Below are 19551 nucleotides of genomic sequence, written 5' to 3' on the forward strand. Positions count from 1 at the left end.
GAGGATACTATTTTCTCATGGCATCTAAATCGGCTGAAAATCCTTTAAGACTATCAATCCAATCCCCAAGCCTCCTTCAATTTTTGAGCGGCCTCGTAATTTGATATTTTGAGATAACGCCGGAAAGCCTTCTCCGATCTATGTCCTGAAATTTTCATAATCAACTGCACATCGATGCCATCTAGATAGGCATTGGTACAAAATGAACGCCTACAAGTATGGGAACTAATTAGTTTATACTTTTCCAAAAGTTGGGCTTCCTTTATAGTTCCCCGTTTATGTTCGACTTCAACTTTTTGATGAAGCCCCGCCTTATCGCCAAGTTCCTTTATACGTTTATTAAAGGTAAAAGAATCGATTTCTGGGGCGTGGCCGTTATATTTCTTTAAAACTTCCTTCACCTGTTTGCGCAATGGAATTACGATACGGCCTGAAGTTTTCTTTTGCCGAATATTTAAAAAACCCTCATTATCCAAATATTCAGGTCGAATCCTTGAAATATCGGAAAACCGAAGTCCGGTCAAGCAACCGATTACAAAGAAATCCTTTACCATTTCCAGCTCTTCATCAGCTTTACAATCAACGGCCGCTATGGCCTGTATCTCTTCAGCAGCTAAATAAATATGGTCAACTTCTTCTTGTACTACCTTGAAGGCAGTTAAATCGATAGGTTTGATTCTATTTCTGCGCATGCGATCGTTTAGAAAGGCCTTCAGGTTCTTGACCAATTTGCCAATGGTATTATTTTTCATGCCTACACCTCCATTTTTTAGAGGGGCATGATAGGCCAAATAATCCGTCCATTCTTGGTAAAAATGGTAATCGAATGCATTAAAATCAACGATGATCCCAGAAAATTCCTGAAAACCTTCCAAATGTTTTCTAAGGGAATTGTAATCCTTGATAACATCCTTAACTACCTTTCCCTTTTTACTCTCTAGATAGTGCTCAAATTCAGTAAAAAAATCCTCAACAGGTTTTGTATTGATGGAGGGTTCCCCATCTTCAAATTGTTTTTTGAATAATTTTTTGGAAAGCGGTTTACCTTGGTTCCGATAAGAAGAAATAATCTGATTGGCCAGACTATCCATTTGGGTGAGTTGAACATATTCGGAACCCACTTCCTTTGATTTTTTGAGAAAGGATTTTTCCCTATTCCAATACTTCAAAGGAATCTCAATTCCGGTATCAATTTGAATTCTAACATGACGATTTTCATAGTATCTTAATTTGATACTATGGGTTCCATTTTGGTTAGATTTGTCCGATATGTAAAACCTAAAATTATACATCAGCGTGCTGCATTCGTGCTGCATTTTTACCCAAAATAGTGTTTTATGATGTAAAATAAAAAATTTAATTCAGTTAAGTCACTTATAATCAGTAAAATAATGTATGTTAATAAAAAGTTAAATTAAGGGGGCAGCATCCCGTCCAGACCGCAAAAAGCTCTCAAGAAATTGAGAGCTTTTTTTTTATATTACTATCCCATATTTCGTGCTCCTACCTACACCAATAGACCTAAAAATATCTTTTAAACCAAGTCCTGTAAATCTCTCATTGCAGTAGCTTTAGATGTGCTTGCCATAGAAATATACTTTCTTGCGTTCATCCCACTTTCAAAACCCTGATTGCCCTCTTCTAATATTCTACGGATCACTTTTTGTTGCCCTTCATTAAGTATACTTTTATTTTTATCAAAGAATTCAGTTTTCTTAAAAGCAAATTCGATTTCTTGCTCGACATCGATTTGTGCATCCAAAACTGGCTTGATAAAGTAACTTATCCAATCTATAATTTCGTTTGAACGTTTCGCAGCTTTTAAAGCGTCATAATATTTATTCTTAATATCTCTATAGATTTGGAAAGACTGAACAAAACAGAACGACCTATGGCTTTGTGAAAGAACTTTTTCAGTTACAGCTCTACCTATTCGACCACTACCAACTTCAAAAGGATATATAGTTTAAAAATATAGATCAGCGATAGCTGACCTTATAATAGGTTTTTTAATATTTTTTTGAGGTTCATTGAACCATGCGATAAACTCGCCCATTTCAGAAGGAATAGTATTTGACTACGGAGCGTTAAAATGAACTACCCCTCTTCCGATCGCCACAGAAACTATTTGTATGGTTTCTTCATGCGAACGCCATTTACCTATTAGTATTCCTTATACGACCCTTCATTAGCATGGTATGCCAATCGAATAACATCTTTTCGGAAATAGGACCTATAAAATGTTTGCGGATGGCCAACATTAATTCCGTTATCCTTTCCACTCTTTTATCTTTGGATATTGGAAATTTGGGATTTAAGCCAAGATTTCTTCTGATAGAAGACATCTCATCTTTTCAGCTCAAATACTCGCCTTCAATACCCGATTAATGGCTTCTGAAGCCATTTAGAACGCCACTCATTCTTCCTGTTCGCTGGGCAAATTCATAGAGTAAATTATCAACACCCTCTATCTAATATTGAAGTTTAGGCCAATCCTTTTGTTACCCATTATATCTCATGTGCCGATTAAATATACTATTAGGCCCATGAAATATAATTACGAGTTGAATAGATTAATTATTCGGCTCATTGATTCAAATTAAAGTTGAATCAATTGCTGTTTTTCTAGAAAATTTATAAGCAGCTAAGTAGTTAGGTTTATTTTAAAAGCTTAAATAGAGGTGGGGTCAAATGTACCGCGCTAAATTTAGATAATGTCCCATTAAATTTTGATTGTAAGGGGCTTTTGTCAGTACTATTCTATAACAGATGTAGCACTCGTCGGTGGCGGTTCACACCCACAATCAAGTGAAATTTCACATCCTCATAATGGTAATTTATTTTTAGATATATCACAAGAGTATAAACGAGGCGTATTAGAGGTATTGAGACAGCCTTTAGAAGATAGAAAAGTACTTATGTCAAGAGTAAAATTTATAGCAACCTACCCAAGTGGTTTACGCTAGCGGCGAGTATGAACCCTAGTCCAGGTGGACTATTTTAATAACCCAGATGCGCCAGTAACTTCATCACCGGCAGAAATGCAACGGTATTTAAGCAAAATTCCTAGACCCATATTAGTATAGTATCGATATACATATTGGAGCAACCCCTGTACCTTTCGAAAAACTATCTGAAGAACAAAAAGGAGAGGGTAGCGAAGACTTTAGAAAAAGAGTAACTGCGGAGTTACAAACTTTACGTTTCGCAGAATTGATAATGTTCACTATAAAGCCCAAATGAATACAAAGCAAATTCGAGCACATTGTGAACTAGAAGATTTATCGAAGTCCTTATTATAAAAGGCTATGGAGCGATTGAATCTTTCAGCACGTGCTTACGACGGTATTTTAAAAGTTGCAAGAACCATTGCAGAACTTGGTGGTCATTCCGATTTGAACGGAGATCATATATAAGATGCCATTCAAGACAGAAGTTTGGACAGGAAGAAGGTGGGGAGGATTAGCGTTACTTGTTTGGTCACCAGCTTCCAACTGGCGCCAACCTGACCGGCGGAGTTAATTTTCTAAATCATAATTAAAATGGGAATGACTTAAGCCCAATTTTTAATTCTGCAATCACCAATAGTAATATTTTGAAAACAGAGTATAATTACATTCTTTTTAAATTTCACATGTAGTGAATTCAACGAAACCACACCCAACAAAATTTTAGTTTAATAAAAAATAGCTAGTAGGGGTTAGGCTTTACTTGTGCGGTAACTAGTTGAAAACTTGCTTCAGCTTAGAAAATCGACAGAGTTGTAAAGTAAAATTAAACGAGCTATAGGTTTAAAAAACGCTTATTTTAATTCGAAAATGAGCTAAAAGAAAGTAATAGCATGTTATATATTGTAAGCAATCTCGAAAGCTTTGTTAATAGAGCTATCAAACCTTTAATTGTGTATGCCCACGCCTATTAGTAAATCTTGAAAATTGAGAGGATTAATGTATATTAAGCCAAATAAACAAACGTAGACTAAAATCATTTAAATACATCAATTCAATATTCTAAATAAAAGTGGTCTTGTAGTAATAGTATTAAAACCTCAGTTGTACCAGATTAATTATGATAATTAAAATCAAACCAAAAAATATATTAAAGTTTTTGATGGTCGTAATATTAGTGCTCTTGGCGTTAAATATAATGGGGATATTTTTAGAGTATCAATACGATAATTTTTATGTCAATCAGGTATTTTCATTTCTTGATTTCGATACCGAGGATAGTGTACCTACGGTCTTCTCGTTTTTGCTTTTATTTGTTATTGCAATTATCTTATTCGTTATCCACCAGTTTTACTCTATTAAAAAGTATAGTAAACATTGGTTGATACTATCATTAGTTTTCTTTTTTTTATCATTTGATGAAATTATTTCGATACATGAGAATTTCATACCCTTACTAAAAAGATTTAAATTTACAGGGCTGTTTTATTTTTCATGGATAATACCGTATGCCATTTTCGTGATTATTCTTTTTATCTACTACTTCCCATTCTTATTGGGGTTACCTAAAAAAAACGCAATTAGGTTTATTTTGTCGGGTATAATTTATATTGCAGGAGCTATTGGAATAGAAGGATTTGAAGGTATGTATTTTGAAAAACATGGATATGATTTAAATTTTTCTTTATTATATACAATTGAAGAATTTTTGGAAATGATTGGACTTTCATTATTTCTATTTTCAATTATCGAATTTAAGTTTGATAATTTCACTATTCAACTTGTTAAAAAATAAAGTTGTATTTTTTTTTGATCCGCATAGCGCAAAACCTAAAACTCTATTGATGAATAAAAAAGTTTAGGTTGCCAAAATTTTTTTAAGCACAACATCAATCAGGTTCACATCTTCCATAGTACCTGTACTGATTCTTGCCCAAACTGTAAAAGGAACTTTTAAATATATCCATATAGTTAAAGTATATTGCATTTAACACATTATGGGAAATAGTAGTGGTTGGTCTTTCTTAATATAGGATAGAGTAGGATATTGGTAGCTATGATTTCATACACTGTAAGAATCATACTATTCATTCCAACTTCCCACTAGAAACATGGTTATAGTCTCTGAAAATAAGGCTTCTAAATCAGTTCCCTTTTCGGGTGTAATATGTTTAAAATTCAAATACTCGCCTTCAATATCCGAAGTCTTAATGCCTCCTGAAACCATTAAATTTATCATAACCTCTGATTCTGAAAAACCATTTAGAACGCCACTCATTCTTCCTGTTCGCTGGGCAAATTCATAGAGTAAATTATCAATACCCTCTGTCTAATATTGAAGGTTAGGTCAATCCTTTTGTTACCAATTATATCTCACGTGCCGATTAAATATACTATTAGGCTCATGAAATATAATTACGAGTTGAACATCTGTTAAAGGATTGAACATCAATACTCATTGCTTTTTACTTAGGACTTCGGATTTTCAAATCAAATGTTCGGCGATACGCTTTAATAAATAAGTTTCTCGTTCAATAGACATCCCCTTTTTATCGCTTGTAGCCATAGTCTTTGTATTATGTGCTATGGCTTCATGAATAGTAATCCATATCGCTTTCATACCATTTTTTACTTCGTAAGACTCCAAATTTGATTTGCCAAGCTCACTGTTAATCTCGCAGGTATAGCAATACGAAATCATATGCTGAATATCATAGTCTGGCTTATGCCATGGCCTATACTCCTCGTAAGCCCCAAAGGGCTTTATGTTTGTAATATCTCGGGCACCAGTTTCTTCTCTAAGCTCTCGCATCATCCCTTCGGTTTTATCCTCACCCAAATCTAAGCCTCCGCCAGGAAGACTATAGTCTTCATATCTTTCGGTATACAGCAATAATATACTAGAACCCTGCAGTGCAATACTTCTTGTGGCTAGCCTTGTGAAAATAGATTTATTTTCTAAGGTATGTACTTCAGGATGATAGTGGGTTTTTATAATTTGCATTTAAACGGTCTCTATTTTATGTAAATAAACAATAAACTAAACCATTAAGAAACAATAAGCATTACAAATGGAAGCCTTATAATAAGCGGGGGATGACATTTTGAATATTTGGTCGGCTCACTCAGAACAGCACTAAGTGCAAACTAACGATAGCAAGGATTATATACTCGTCATATTTACAAAATATCTTGAGTTATAGTGGTTAGTCTTTTACCGCTGACCCCTATTTTTACAAAAACAAACAGCCCATGCTTCATTTAAAATTAGCAACAGACCCACGTTGGGTTAATATTGTTAAAAAAAACATAGAAGAAATACTAACAGATCATGCATGGTGTGAACAAAAGGCCGCAACTAATGCGATTACTATAATTACACTTAATTCCGAATACCCCGATTTAGTTACCGATTTACTCCTTTTAGCCCAAGAAGAGCTAATGCACTTTCAAATGGTACATGATATCATTAAAAAGCGCGGTTATACATTAGGTAGAGAGCGCAAAGACAACTACGTTAACGAGCTTTACAAGTTTATGAACAAAGGTGGAAACAGACTGAAATCGATGGTTGATAGGCTCTTATTCTCTGCCATGATTGAAGCAAGAAGCTGCGAACGTTTTAAATTACTTTCAGAAGAAATAAAAGATCCCGAACTTTCTAAATTCTACCACGATTTAATGATTAGCGAAGCAGGACATTACACCACTTTTATTGGCTTTGCGCGTAAATATGACACGAATATAGATGTAGACAAACGCTGGCAAGAGCTTGTTGAATTTGAAGCTGAAGTGATTAAAAACTACGGAAAGGAAGAAACGATACACGGATAAAAAACGCTATTCTGCGAATTTTGCAGCGTCGTAGCGTATGTATGAGGCATTGATTTGAGTCACTCGTCACAGACAAGCTAAATCGGGGCTCTCAAAAAATTGAGAGCTTTTTTCGTTTACTGCTATTCCACTATCTAAAAAACAGTAGTGCGAGAAGTTTATCCTTAGCGTAGCCTAGAAAAATCATGTCTAGACTGCTAAAAACCTTCAAGATATTGGGAGCTTCTTCCCTTTTAAAAACCTCGGAGCCACGAATATATTTATGTTTACAAATACTGCTTCGTTTAACTATTGACAAACCTCTTCGATAGTAATTGCACTCAATTCAGATTGTATAGCTATATTTAATTATTAAACAGTATTAGTTTGAATACCTCAATAATGTCCGAACAAAATAACTATACAACAGTATATTGACAACATTGACCTACGGTATACACTAGGGATGCCACAGAGCATACGTTGAGGAGAAATTCATGAAATTTAATTAAAAACTTAATTCCCAAAATTAGGGCACCGAACCAAAACGCCAAGCTTGTGGTGCTACCGATTATATACTTGCAACTTAAGATATTCATGTAGGATATATAGTTGCCAAGAATATTGGCGTCAATTATATAGAGGACAATTAAAATGAGTAATAAAGATCAGTTTGACCGGCATAGGGAATTGTTAACCAATTTAATTTTTACCAATTATATTCATTCCCATGTATATGAAGACGCCGTAAACATATCAAATTTAAAGATTATCAATACTATAGAAAGCGAACTAGGTTTAACTTTTGTTCCCGAAAAAGAAACCGAAGGCAATATTTGTTTTGCCAATAGCACAGAATTACGAGACGATTATAAAACTACATTCGCACCTAAAGATATATTAGATTATATCTATGTGGTGTTACATTCCCCTAGCTACAGAGATAAATATAAGGAGTTTTTAAAAATAGATTTTCCGCGCGTACCTTATCCAAAAGACCAAGAAACGTTTTGGCGTCTTGTAAAATTAGATGGAGAAATAAGAAAGTTTCATTTGTTAGAATCTGCACAAATAGAAGAATATATTACATCCTACCCTATTGGTGGTAGCAACAAGATTACCAAAAAAATTGCAAAGAAAGATTGGGAATTATTTGATGAAGAAAAGCAGCTTGGCCGAATCTGGATTAATGACGAACAGTATTTTGACAACATACCACTAAAAGCTTGGGAGTTTTATATAGGCGGTTATCAACCCGCTCAAAAGTGGCTAAAAGACCGTAAGAAAAGAACATTAACATATGATGATATTTTACACTATCAAAAAATCATCGTAGCTCTTTTTGATACCGATAGAATCATGCAAGAAATAGAGACAATATCCATTAAATAAAACAAGTCATTAAGCTGACTTGGTAACTAATTTCTTAAAACCTTTGTACAACAGTAATACTAGAAATCCGGCAACCAACCCCACACCAAACTCTACAAACATACCTGGAACATTAGCGAACAGGTCGTGGAGAAAAGCAATATTATGAACAAATATTCCACCAGAAACTAGAATCAACGCTATGGTTCCAATAACGGATAAAGCCTTAATAACCTTAGGTAATGCGTTGACAAAGAATCGCCCTATTTTGTCCGATATACTATTATCCTGTTCGTTAAAATTAATTAAATGTGTTCCAAACTCGTCCATCCGTACAATAAGCGCTACAATACCATAAACACCTACGGTAGCTATTAAAGCTACGATGGACACCACTACAATCTGAGAAACCAACGGTTCTCCGATAACCGTACCCAAAGCAATAATTACAATTTCAATGGACAGAATAAAATCGGTAACTATGGCTGATTTTATTTTTACTTTTTCCATTTCCAAAATTTCCGCTTCGCTCATTACCTTAGTTTCCGTAACAATAGCAGCATGCTCATGAGGAACAAAAAATTCATAAATTTTCTCGGCACCCTCATAGGCAAGATAGAGTCCGCCGAGAACCAATACTACGGTTACGGCCCACGGCAAAAATGCGCTCAATAAAAAAGCAATGGGTAGAATTATTATTTTATTAAGTAGCGAACCTTTTGTAATGGCCCATAAAACAGGAAGTTCTCGTTTAGACACAAAACCGGAAGCTTTTTCTGCATTAACCGCTAAGTCATCGCCAAGAATTCCTGCAGTCTTTTTGGTCGCGATTTTACTCATTGCTGCTACATCATCTAATAATGCTGCTACGTCGTCTAAAATTGCAAAAAATCCTGAGGCCATACGTTAATTTTAAATCAAAAATAATTTAAGAAATCGAATTTTTAGAATTCTATTGATACAAATGCTAACCCAAGACAATTTTGCAGCCTTATAATCTAAATCAACGCTACTAAAAGCGTTCTAAATAGCACGTAAGATATAGGAATAGAGGAAAGCAAATGAAGTTCCATAGTGCTTTTAAAGAAATAGTAATTGTATCTGTTCTTCCTATTTTAGTATATTAATCTGTTATACCTTCTAAATTTGGAATAAAAAAATATCAGTTCGAGTGCTGGATTTTTCAATATTTTCATTAAAAATACAGTATATCGAGAATCTTTTGGTGGTAAATTAGTTTCCAATACCCGACCGGTAGGCATGCATTTTTTCTCCATTACATTTCGAATAAATACTCGAAATTACATCGGTTTTTTATAACAAATTTAAAATGCACAACAGGTTTTTTACACCTGTTTACTCTTAGTTAAAAAAGAAGGATACTCGACTGCCGAAATATTGAGAATCCACTAAAATCCTTCTACATATCAGTTTATTTTTAGCCACTTCGATTGTTCTATTTTCCGTACCTTAATCCGCTAATTAAACAACCTTAACCGTACATGAAAAATTTCATTTACATTTTAGGAATTGCGACCTTACTATTCATAGGGTGTGATTCTAAAAAAGAAGAAACTCCATCAGAAAAACCCAACATTGTTTTTATCATGTCAGACGATCACGCCTATCAGGCTATTTCAGCCTATGACAATAGCTTGATTGAAACACCGAATATTGATCGTATTGCAAAAATGGGGATGCTTTTTACGAATGCAAGTGTCACCAATTCAATATGCGCACCCTCTAGGGCAGTAATCTTGACCGGAAAACATTCACATATCAATGGTAAAGTTGATAATCACTTCCCTTTTGACACGACAAATGTCACTTTTCCTCAAATCCTTCAAAAGGCAGGCTACCAAACGGCCATGTTCGGGAAATTACATTTTGGAAACAACCCCAAGGGATTTGACCAGTTTAAAATACTACCCGGTCAAGGTGATTATTACAATCCAGATTTTATTACCAAGAATGAGGGTGAAATCAATGTAAAAGGATATGTAACAGATATCATAACCGATATGACCTTAAATTGGTTGAAAACTGAGCGTAAGCAAGAAGACCCATTTCTGTTGATGTATTTACATAAAGCGCCACACCGCGCTTGGTTAATGGCTGAGCGGCACATGAAGGAGTTTACCAATAGGACATTCCCTGAGCCCTCTACCTTGTTTGACAACTATGAAGGTAGGCCTGCAGCAGCAGAGGCTGAAATGAGCATACTAAAACATTTGAGTTGGACGAGTGATAATAAAATATACCCTGAGACTATAGATGCCATGAACGCACCAGAATTAGTAATCGATGAAGGAAGGTTCGAAAATTCTGTAGGTAGAATGGATACCAAACAATTGGCAAATTTCAAGGCCCAATACGATAAAATAAACGCCGATTTTAAAAACAACTATCCCGCTTTAAACGACGAGGATAAAATGCGCTGGCGCTACCAACGCTATATTCAAGATTACCTCGGTACCATTAAATCTGTTGATGAAAACGTCGGTAGGGTACTAGATTATTTAGAAGAGAATAACCTTATGGAGAATACTATCATCGTGTATACCTCCGATCAAGGTTTCTATTTAGGTGAGCACGGTTGGTTCGATAAACGTTTTGTGTATGACGAATCTTTTAAGACACCTCTTTTGGTCTCTTGGCCCGATAAAATTAAGCCTGGTACAACATCTGATGAAATGGTACAGAATTTAGATTTTGCCCAGACGTTTTTAGATGTGGCCGGTGTAGAACAACCGTCAGACATGCAAGGGGAAAGTCTTGTACCTATTCTAACCGGTAAAATGGAAAATTGGGACCGAGAAGCAGTGTATTACCATTACTACGAATATCCTGCCGAGCATATGGTGAACAGGCATTATGCTATCATCACCAAAGAATACAAACTCATCCATTATTATTTTGACCTGGATTATTGGGAATTGATAGACCGCAAAAAAGACCCTAAAGAGCTTACCAATGTATATGATGACCCTGCCTACGCGGATATACAAGACAAATTACATAAAGAATTAGAAGCAGTACGGAAAAAATATGGAGATAGCGATGAACTCAACAATAAGTACATCGACACCTTTATGGGCGATGTAGGAGATAATGGCATTTTTGGAGTGAATAAAAAGAAGCTCAATCAAATTATAGAAAAGAGAAAATCAGACAAAAAGTAATGCTGTAACATTTGCGTTTTTATAATTTATGAACAAAATTAATTGGGGTATTATTGGCTGTGGTGATGTGGCCGAAGTTAAAAGTGGCCCTGCTTTTCAGCAGGTTGAAAACTCAAATTTGGTTTCGGTCATGCGACGCAATGTTGTTAAAGCAAAGAGCTTTGCAGAACGACATAACGTACCTCATTGGACAACTAATACGGAAGATATATGTACTAATAAGGCAATCGACGCCGTTTACATCGCCACCCCACCTTCAACGCATTTAAAATACACCATGCAGGCTTTAAAGGCAGGGAAACATGTCTACTTAGAAAAGCCAATGGCTTTAGATTCTGAACAGGCCAAACAAATATGTGATGCGATAAATAACAGCTCTAGTAAACTTACAGTTGCCCATTACCGAAGAAAACTACCTGCCTTTTTAAAAGTGAAAGAACTTTTAAGTCAAAAAAAAATTGGTGAAATCACCCATATCGATATTCAAATTTTACAACCCTTAAAATCAGATATCGTTGCCGATTCCGTTGAGAATTGGCGATTGAATCCTGAGGTTTCGGGTGGTGGTTATTTTTATGATCTGGCGCCACATCAAATCGATTTAATGCATCATTATTTCGGGCCGATTACAAGCGTTCATGGTTTTTCCCATACCTCTAAGCAAAATTCGAAAGTTGAAGATGTTGTTAATGGAATTATGTCCTTCGCAAATGGAATTCAATTTCGTGGCATATGGAACTTCAATACATCTGAATTGAATAAAAAAGACCAATGCATCATTTATGGTACGGAAGGGAACATCGAGTTTTCTTTTTTTGGCGACAAGGTAACTTCAATCACCTCAATCGGAATTGAACTATTTTCATTCCAAAATCCGAAGCATATTCAAGAACCCATGATAAAAGCCACCGTAGATTATTTTCTAGGTAAAGGTGAGAACCCTTGCCCTGCGGAAGATGGCTTATTGGTTATGGATACGTTAGAAAAATTAAGTGGGCGGACCAAATAATTTTTCTGTACCGAAAACAATTCCAATTTCGTGTAAAAATAATCTAACAAGAGTCTGTTATCAATCAATTGTTAAACAGCTTCATTATGTACACTCGTAGCTTGTTTGATCACATTAGGTGCTAGATGATGGATCTGACTCAAAAGAAAATTGCAGCGCAGTTAGTAGCACCAACGCATGATCTCCATAAATTATAGACTTCTCCAATAGGTACGTTCTATTTACCCAATCTACCAAACCCCTCTTTCATAACATTGTACAACTAATTCCTCAATGCTACCTTACCCTAAACACGTGCAAAAAGCTCAGCCTCGGACATTAATAGGTTGTCTCTATAGATTTCTACGCACTTGCCATAAACTGATGTTTGACGTATTGAAAATAACCTGACTGCTTTGATATCAACCCCTAAGTTATATTCTAAAGTGGTATATACTGATGGTGGTATGGCGATATCGGTATATTCAGTTACTTTCGCACTATATGGGAACTATGAAACTTAGCACAACAGATTCTTCTTTGGGGTCTGCGTTAGAAGCCGCTATTGTTATTTCTAATGTAGTATTGGAATCTACATTCCTTGGTAAAAATTACGCTGTAAAAAAGTACGTACCATTCATTTTAAAATAAGTAGTAGTTATGGCGATGAGTTTCAATTCAGATTATCCTTCAGTAGATGATTTAAGAACAAAGGCTAAGTCAAGAATACCCAAATTCGCATTTGAATATTTGGATGGCGGTTGTAATGAAGATGTCAGCATTAACAGAAATACATCGGAAATACGAAAAATACAGCTACAACCTAGATACCTAAGAAATTACGGGACCAGTTCCATAAAAACAAAGGTGATGGGTATGGAATTCGATGCGCCCTTTGGTATTGCCCCTGTTGGACTACAAGGCTTAATGTGGCCCAATACGCCAGCCATTCTAGCAAAAGCCGCGTTCAATCACAATGTTCCTTTTATACTGAGTACGGTTACGACCATGGATATTGAAAAAGCAAGTGAACTTACGGAAGGTAATGCTTGGTTTCAATTGTATAACCCGGTAGACGATGCCATTCGTGATAGTATTATTGACCGAGCCGAAGCGGCTGGTTGCCCCGTTCTGGTGTTACTTTGTGATGTACCCACTTTTGGATACCGTCCGAGGGATTTTAGAAACGGATTGGCATTACCTCCTAAAATGACCATTTCCAATATCCTTCAAATTTTAGGAAAACCATCTTGGGCCTACAACACATTAAAATATGGCCAACCTACCTTTGAAACCTTAAAACCATATACCCCAGAAGGTCTTAACCTTCGTCAATTGGGTGCTTTTATGGATAAGACTTTTTCTGGTCGACTGAACGAAGAAAAAATAAAGCCGATTCGCGATAGATGGAAAGGAAAATTAGTTTTAAAAGGAGTCGCCTCTGAACAAGACACCCAAGATGCAATACGTATGGGTTTTGACGGTATCATTGTATCCAATCATGGCGGTAGACAGTTAGATGCAGCACAATCTACCATAAACTCACTACAGGAAATCACAGCTAAATATAGCGACCAAATAGAAATTATGATGGACAGCGGCCTACGTTCCGGTCCGGATATTGCCCGTGCCATGGCCAGTGGAGCAAAATTCACCTTTATGGGACGTTCTTTTGTTTATGGTACCGCAGCCTTAGGAAACAAAGGTGGAGACCATACCATTGGCATGCTAAAGACACAATTTAAACAGGTAATGGACCAGCTTTGCTGTGAACGTGTTGAGGATTTACCAAAACACCTGATAACCTCTTAAAACCAACCCCTGCTAGGAACTGAAATAACCACATAGAAAAACTAATGGGAGAATGGGCGGGTGCGATTTTGGTATCTCGCCTTATTATTTAGGTTTATATAATTAGTACTGTCAATTGGGGTCTCAGCTTCGGAATTTTCCATTTCATATTGGTTAAGATCGGTGTGTTCCTTTCTTTTGTGACCTTACCAGCATGGTTGTTTTGTAGTGTTTTATTCTTGGTCTTGAGCAACTATTCTACAGGAAGGTTACATTAATTAAAAAAGATTTTTACTCTTATGAAAAATTAAATAACACAGGTAACTGTCCATTCTATTTTCAACAATTCTAATTTTAAAAACTTGAATTATTCTAGGGCTATTCATTAGCCGACTGTCAAATTTTTAAAATAATAAATGTATTACTGTTACATATTGAGACAATATAAAAAAATTCAAAATGAAAAACTTCCAAATTCTACTATTCGCCCTTTTCCTATCCTACAATTGTATCATAGCACAAGAGACCAACTCTTTTCCAGTCCAAGTAAAAATTGAAAACGGTACCATAGAAGGTAATTATGATACCCATACAGGAATTCAACGCTATTTTGGTATTCCCTTTGCCCAACCACCGGTCGGCGAACTTAGATGGAAAGCGCCTCAACCTTTGGGAGATTGGGAGGGTATAAAAGAAACTAAGTCATTTGGACCAAGACCAATGCAGACCATCGTTTTTGGGGATATGAATTCTAGATCTAATGGGGTTAGTGAAGATTGTCTTTATTTAAATGTTTGGACTCCGGCGAAAAGGGATACTCGGGATCTACCTGTACTTGTTTACTTCTTCGGTGGAGGTAACGTTGCCGGTGATGCATCAGAACCACGTTATGATGGTGAGCGTATGGCCAAAGAAGGCATTGTGGTGGTTACAACTAATTATCGCCTAAACATTTTTGGTTTTTTAGCACATCCAGAATTGAGTGAAGAGGCTTACTATAAAGCATCTGGAAATTATGGTTTATTAGACCAAAATGCGGCGCTAAAGTGGGTGAATAAAAATATTACTGCCTTTGGCGGAAACCCGAACAAGGTTACTATCGCTGGTGAATCTGCTGGATCCATTGGTACAAGTCAACAAATGGCTTCGCCCTTATCAAAAAATATAATCGCTGGCGCCATAGGCGAAAGCGGCGCTGCTATCAATCCTACCATGTCACCGGTTTCTTTAAAAGAAGCTGAAAAAACAGGATTGGAGTTTGCTAAAAGCATAGGATATCCTACACTTGCTGAATTACGTAAATTGAGCACAAGAGAGGTATATGAATTATACAACGAATCAAAAAAAATCCGTTTCCCTACCGTCTTAGATGGTTATTTTTTACCGAAAACCCTTCCTGAAATCTTCGAGAACAAAGAGCAGGCGATGGTTCCTTTGTTACTTGGGTGGAATTCTGCAGAAATCTCAGGTTTAGCATTTACACAAGGCCCTTACACAGAAGAAAATTATATAACCAAGGTAAAAGAAGCCTATCCTAAAGAACATGTCAAGGTATTAGAATTATATCCACATGGTTCAGAAAAAGAAATTGAACTATCTGCTATTGCTTTGTCTTCTGACCGATTTATAGCGTATAGTACTTGGAAATGGTTCGATCTTCATAGAAAAAATAGTAACCAATCTGTCTACCGTTATTTATACAGCAAATTAAGACCACCTCTTGTCAACAATACTTTAGCGTCAGGTTTAGCGGGTGGAACGATTGAAAAAGGGCCTGACACAACACCAATACCTAAAGCTGTTGGAGCACCCCACGCTTGCGAAATTGAATACTGCATGGGTAACCTCCATTTGGTAAAAGACTATGCTTGGACTGCAGATGACTTTAAGGTTTCTAAAGACATGATGACCTATTTTGCTAACTTCATTAAAACCGGAAACCCAAATGGGGAGGGCTTACCAAATTGGAAAGCCGCTGCCCCAAAAGACACCACCCCTGCTGTGATGGTAATCGATACGGAAAGCAAATTGATAGAAGCCCAAAATGATACTCGCTATGAGTTTTTGGACAAATATTACAAAAACAAATAACGAATCATACACTACGGTGTGCCTCTAAATATGTTGTTGGGATTAGCTTCCAGAAGAAAAAGTAAACTGTATAATTAAGTTTTTGAGTTACATTTTGTTTTAATAGTACCCATGGAAACATGTAAATTGTTCTCATGAAAAAATTAATTCAAATTATTGGTGCCTGGTATGGCGCAAAAAAAATTGGAGGCGGCAAGTGTGGCTGTATAGGAACTGTTTTTGTATTTATCTTACTGTACTGGATATTTGGATATGTACTAGAAGCATTTTAGACAGCTTAATTTCCTAACCTATTTTTTTTACCTATTGGTTTTCCTTTGGTCAAAAACCTTGGTGCTAGTTTTCATATCTGCATACCTAGGGTCTTGTACAAAATCTTGTTTTTGTAATTTGATGACCTCTATACTCAAAAACCCGAATTCACTTACCACCTTCCCATAAAATCGATAAATACCTCTTCCCCTAAACATATACTTAGCGGCTACCGGCGGAAACAATACCGTGTCAAAAACCTGCCCCTGTTGGTCTATCAACGTAGCAAAAAACATCAATTTTCCTGTATGCGTCTTGGTGCGCTTTACGGTGATTAAATACCCGTAGACATCAATATTCCTGTTTAGGTACCTTTCTAAATCTTTACTACCCGTACTATTCTTGAGAGGTTCAGCTAAAAGCTCAAAAGGACTACATAGCGAAAAACCCAGCAGTTCTAATTGCGTAAAAGCGATCTCTAAATTGGTGCTGTATAATGACGGAATTTCAAAATGTTGTTGCCGTGGTGCAAACAGTTTCGGGTGGTCTATCTTTTTTGTTTTATTCAAAAATAAATGTGCCTTCCATAACAGTTCGTGTGTATTGACATCCGTAAACCGAAAGGCATCAATCCTAATTAAAATGCTTACCTGTTCTATGGAAATCATCAACCGATCAAGAAAATCTTCTAGAGAAACAAAATTTCCATTGATATGCCGCTCCTTTAAAATACGCTCCATAACACGCTGCTCCAGTTCACGTAAATAACCCAGTCCCAAATACAGCTCTTTACCATAAATACGGTTCCCTGCATTGCTTTTGTTTACGCATGGCGGATGTATGGTAGCACCCAACATACGGGCTTCATGCACATAGAATTCAGGGCGGTAAAATCCGCCACCATTATTGAGAACCGCCACCATATATTCCAACGGATAATAGGCACGCAAAAATAAACTCTGATAGCTTTCCACAGCATAAGAAGCGGAGTGTCCTTTGGCAAAAGCATAACCCGCAAAACTAGCCACTTGGTCCCAAATTTCCTTAATGAGCTTTTCCGCATATCCCTTTTTACGGCAGTTATCCATAAACTTGTCCTGCACTTTTTGGAACTCTTCCCGCGAACGAAATTTACCGCTCATACCCCGCCTCAGCACATCGGCTTCACCCAAATCCAAATCCGCAAAATGGTGGGCTACCTTGATTACATCTTCTTGGTAAACCATAACGCCATAAGTCTCTGGCATAATCTGTAGCATAACTGGGTGCGCTAATTCCTCTGCCCTACCCTTGTTTCTGTGGCGTAAAATATACTCCCGCATCATGCCACTTTTAGAAACTCCAGGGCGAATGATAGAACTCGCCGCCACCAAGCCCAAGTACGTATCCACTTCCAACTTTTTCAACAACATACGCATAGCGGGCGATTCGACATAAAAACAGCCCATGCACTGTGCCGCTTTTACCATGTTATTAATTTTGGGGTCTTTTTTAAAGGCCTTGATATCGTGAATATCAAACTTGGCAAATTCTTCTGGACGGTCACGCTCCAAGATATCCAAGGTCTCCTTTATTTTAGATAGTCCCCTCTGAGCAAGAATATCGAATTTGTACAATCCTACATCTTCCGCAATAACCATATCGAATTGGGTCGTTGGAAATCCTTTTGGAGGCATATTGGTGGCCGAAAACCAATGAATAGGTTTCTCCGTAATCAAAATTCCACCCGCATGGATACTCAAGTAATTTGGCATGCCATGAAGTAATTGCATGTATTTTAGCACTAGGGTCGATATGTTGTCTAGCCGACTCGCCTGAAAATTACCGTCGCACAGCATATCTATTTCATCTTTGGGAAGACCGAATACTTTACCAAGCTCACGTATGACACCTCGTGTTTGAAAAGTTACATAGGTTCCTAGTAGTGCTACATTCTTAAAGCGGTTAAAAATATATTCTGTCATTACAGGCCTATCTCGATGAGAAAAATCAATATCAAAATCGGGCGGATTTACACGGTATAGGTTAATAAAACGCTCAAAATAGAGGTCGAGTTCCATTGGGTCTACATCGGTAATAAAAAGCAGGTAGGCAACAATACTATTGGCACCACTTCCCCGCCCCACGTAAAAAAAGTTTTGTTTGCGTGCATGGGAAATGATGTCCCAATTGATAAGAAAATAAGAGACAAAATCCATTTTTTTAATGAGATACAGTTCTTTTGCCAAACGATCTAAAATTGGTTGATTCAATTCTGAATAGCGACGTGGTAAACCTTCCTGACATAAATTTTCCAAAAAAACCTCATCTTCCTCCTTATTCCCTAGATATGTGCTTAGGTTCTGTGGTTTTCGACCTTCGGAAAAATCGAAATGAATGGAGCACGAATCCATCAACCGTTGAGTATTCTCCAGAATAAAACTGTGTTCGAAAAAATGCGCTGCCAAATTGGAAATCGAATACATATTTTCATCATCTCTCGCCTGGTCCGTTACAGATAACATACTCAGCAACGTGTTATTATCGATGGCACGTAGCAATCGGTGCGCATTAAAATCGCGTTTGTTCCTAAAGGTTACAGGCTGTAACAATACTATTTTGTCTCGTTGTTCCAATAATTTTGAAAAGCGGAGGCGCTTCAATTCATTAACAGAAACTCCTATAAACTCATTTTCTGCAAAATTTTTCTTTTCATGCTGAAGGACTTTTTCAAAAGGATAAATTACATATGCATGTTCAAATTTTGGAGCTATTTCAGGAATTTTATTTTCCTGATGGATGTGTTCCGATAAAAAATTATTCAGCTCCAGGAACCCTTCATTATTCTTGGCAATCCCCACAAAACAAGGTTCCACGCCGTTTCTAAAATCGATGCCCAAAATAGGTCGAATATCATATTCAGATGCCTTACGCACAAAATTCAAGCAGGCAGATGTATTGTTGATATCCGTCAATACCAATTGCGTTACCTGATGCTCCTTTGCCAATTGCAAGAGCTCCAGCTCCGAGAAGGTCCCGTAACGAAGGCTATAATATGTATGGCAGTTTAGGTACACGATTTGGTTGTTAGTTGTTCTTTTTTTGCGCTTTGCGCTTCGAGCTGCACGCAGTGTGC

Annotated in this window: 16 protein-coding genes and 1 pseudogene; 10 read left to right on the forward strand and 7 right to left on the reverse strand. The window is 36.7% G+C overall.

Going from position 1 to position 19551, the window contains the following annotated elements; all coding sequences use genetic code 11:
• Positions 1-53: 53 nt before the first annotated feature.
• On the reverse strand, positions 54-1316 hold the full coding sequence (locus ES765_RS10800; RefSeq protein WP_138114136.1) for a site-specific integrase: 1263 nt from the start codon (positions 1314-1316) through the stop codon (positions 54-56).
• Positions 1317-1534: 218 nt separating this feature from the next.
• A complete protein-coding gene (locus tag ES765_RS10805; RefSeq protein ID WP_138114139.1) occupies positions 1535-1762 on the reverse strand; it encodes a hypothetical protein in 228 nt (75 codons plus the stop codon).
• A gap of 991 nt (positions 1763-2753) precedes the next feature.
• On the opposite strand from ES765_RS10805, the pseudogene ES765_RS10810 reads away from it, so the two are divergent.
• A pseudogene (locus tag ES765_RS10810) lies at positions 2754-3416 on the forward strand (ATP-binding protein); the annotation flags it as partial.
• Between the two features lie 730 nt (positions 3417-4146).
• The gene (locus ES765_RS10815; protein WP_138114142.1) at positions 4147-4743 is read left to right on the forward strand and encodes a hypothetical protein; all 597 of its coding nucleotides are present in this window, start codon (positions 4147-4149) and stop codon (positions 4741-4743) included.
• A gap of 63 nt (positions 4744-4806) precedes the next feature.
• On the opposite strand, the gene ES765_RS22590 is transcribed toward ES765_RS10815, so the two are convergent.
• From ES765_RS22590 to ES765_RS10825, 3 genes are all read right to left on the reverse strand, one after another.
• Positions 4807-4935, reverse strand: coding sequence for a hypothetical protein (locus ES765_RS22590; RefSeq protein WP_262710681.1), 129 nt, complete (start codon positions 4933-4935; stop codon positions 4807-4809).
• Between the two features lie 96 nt (positions 4936-5031).
• Positions 5032-5268 (reverse strand): DUF4172 domain-containing protein, encoded by a 237-nt coding sequence (locus tag ES765_RS10820; protein ID WP_262710682.1) that lies wholly within the window; start codon positions 5266-5268, stop codon positions 5032-5034.
• A 165-nt stretch (positions 5269-5433) separates the two neighbouring features.
• The gene (locus ES765_RS10825; RefSeq protein ID WP_138114148.1) at positions 5434-5952 is read right to left on the reverse strand and encodes an NUDIX hydrolase; all 519 of its coding nucleotides are present in this window, start codon (positions 5950-5952) and stop codon (positions 5434-5436) included.
• Positions 5953-6200: 248 nt separating this feature from the next.
• On the opposite strand from ES765_RS10825, the gene ES765_RS10830 reads away from it, so the two are divergent.
• Positions 6201-6782 carry a tRNA-(ms[2]io[6]A)-hydroxylase gene (locus ES765_RS10830; protein WP_138114151.1) on the forward strand — a complete coding sequence of 194 codons (582 nt, stop codon included), beginning with the start codon at positions 6201-6203 and terminating at the stop codon, positions 6780-6782.
• Between the two features lie 633 nt (positions 6783-7415).
• Positions 7416-8153, forward strand: coding sequence for a type ISP restriction/modification enzyme (locus ES765_RS10835; protein ID WP_171017282.1), 738 nt, complete (start codon positions 7416-7418; stop codon positions 8151-8153).
• Positions 8154-8162: 9 nt separating this feature from the next.
• On the opposite strand, the gene ES765_RS10840 is transcribed toward ES765_RS10835, so the two are convergent.
• A complete protein-coding gene (locus ES765_RS10840) occupies positions 8163-9035 on the reverse strand; it encodes a DUF808 domain-containing protein (RefSeq protein ID WP_138114154.1) in 873 nt (290 codons plus the stop codon).
• 599 nt (positions 9036-9634) lie between these two features.
• Here ES765_RS10840 and ES765_RS10845 point away from each other — a divergent pair.
• From ES765_RS10845 to ES765_RS21745, 6 genes are all read left to right on the forward strand, one after another.
• Positions 9635-11314: a sulfatase gene (locus ES765_RS10845; RefSeq protein WP_138114157.1), complete on the forward strand. Its 1680-nt coding sequence runs from the start codon at positions 9635-9637 to the stop codon at positions 11312-11314.
• 28 nt (positions 11315-11342) lie between these two features.
• Positions 11343-12323, forward strand: a complete 981-nt coding sequence (locus ES765_RS10850; RefSeq protein ID WP_138114159.1) for a Gfo/Idh/MocA family protein — start codon at positions 11343-11345, stop codon at positions 12321-12323.
• Positions 12324-12815: 492 nt separating this feature from the next.
• Positions 12816-12953: a hypothetical protein gene (locus ES765_RS21740; protein ID WP_171017283.1), complete on the forward strand. Its 138-nt coding sequence runs from the start codon at positions 12816-12818 to the stop codon at positions 12951-12953.
• A gap of 9 nt (positions 12954-12962) precedes the next feature.
• Positions 12963-14114 (forward strand): alpha-hydroxy acid oxidase, encoded by a 1152-nt coding sequence (locus ES765_RS10855; RefSeq protein WP_138114162.1) that lies wholly within the window; start codon positions 12963-12965, stop codon positions 14112-14114.
• Between the two features lie 438 nt (positions 14115-14552).
• Positions 14553-16184, forward strand: coding sequence for a carboxylesterase/lipase family protein (locus ES765_RS10860; RefSeq protein ID WP_138114165.1), 1632 nt, complete (start codon positions 14553-14555; stop codon positions 16182-16184).
• 134 nt (positions 16185-16318) lie between these two features.
• Positions 16319-16456 carry a hypothetical protein gene (locus ES765_RS21745; protein ID WP_171017284.1) on the forward strand — a complete coding sequence of 46 codons (138 nt, stop codon included), beginning with the start codon at positions 16319-16321 and terminating at the stop codon, positions 16454-16456.
• Positions 16457-16483: 27 nt separating this feature from the next.
• On the opposite strand, the gene ES765_RS10865 is transcribed toward ES765_RS21745, so the two are convergent.
• Complete coding sequence (locus ES765_RS10865) at positions 16484-19492, reverse strand: DNA polymerase III subunit alpha (protein WP_138114168.1); 3009 nt, start codon at positions 19490-19492, stop codon at positions 16484-16486.
• Between the last annotated feature and the right edge of the window lie 59 nt (positions 19493-19551).

Origin of the sequence: Maribacter sp. ACAM166 (assembly GCF_005771495.1) — a bacterium.
Classification (GTDB): Bacteria; Bacteroidota; Bacteroidia; order Flavobacteriales; family Flavobacteriaceae; genus Maribacter.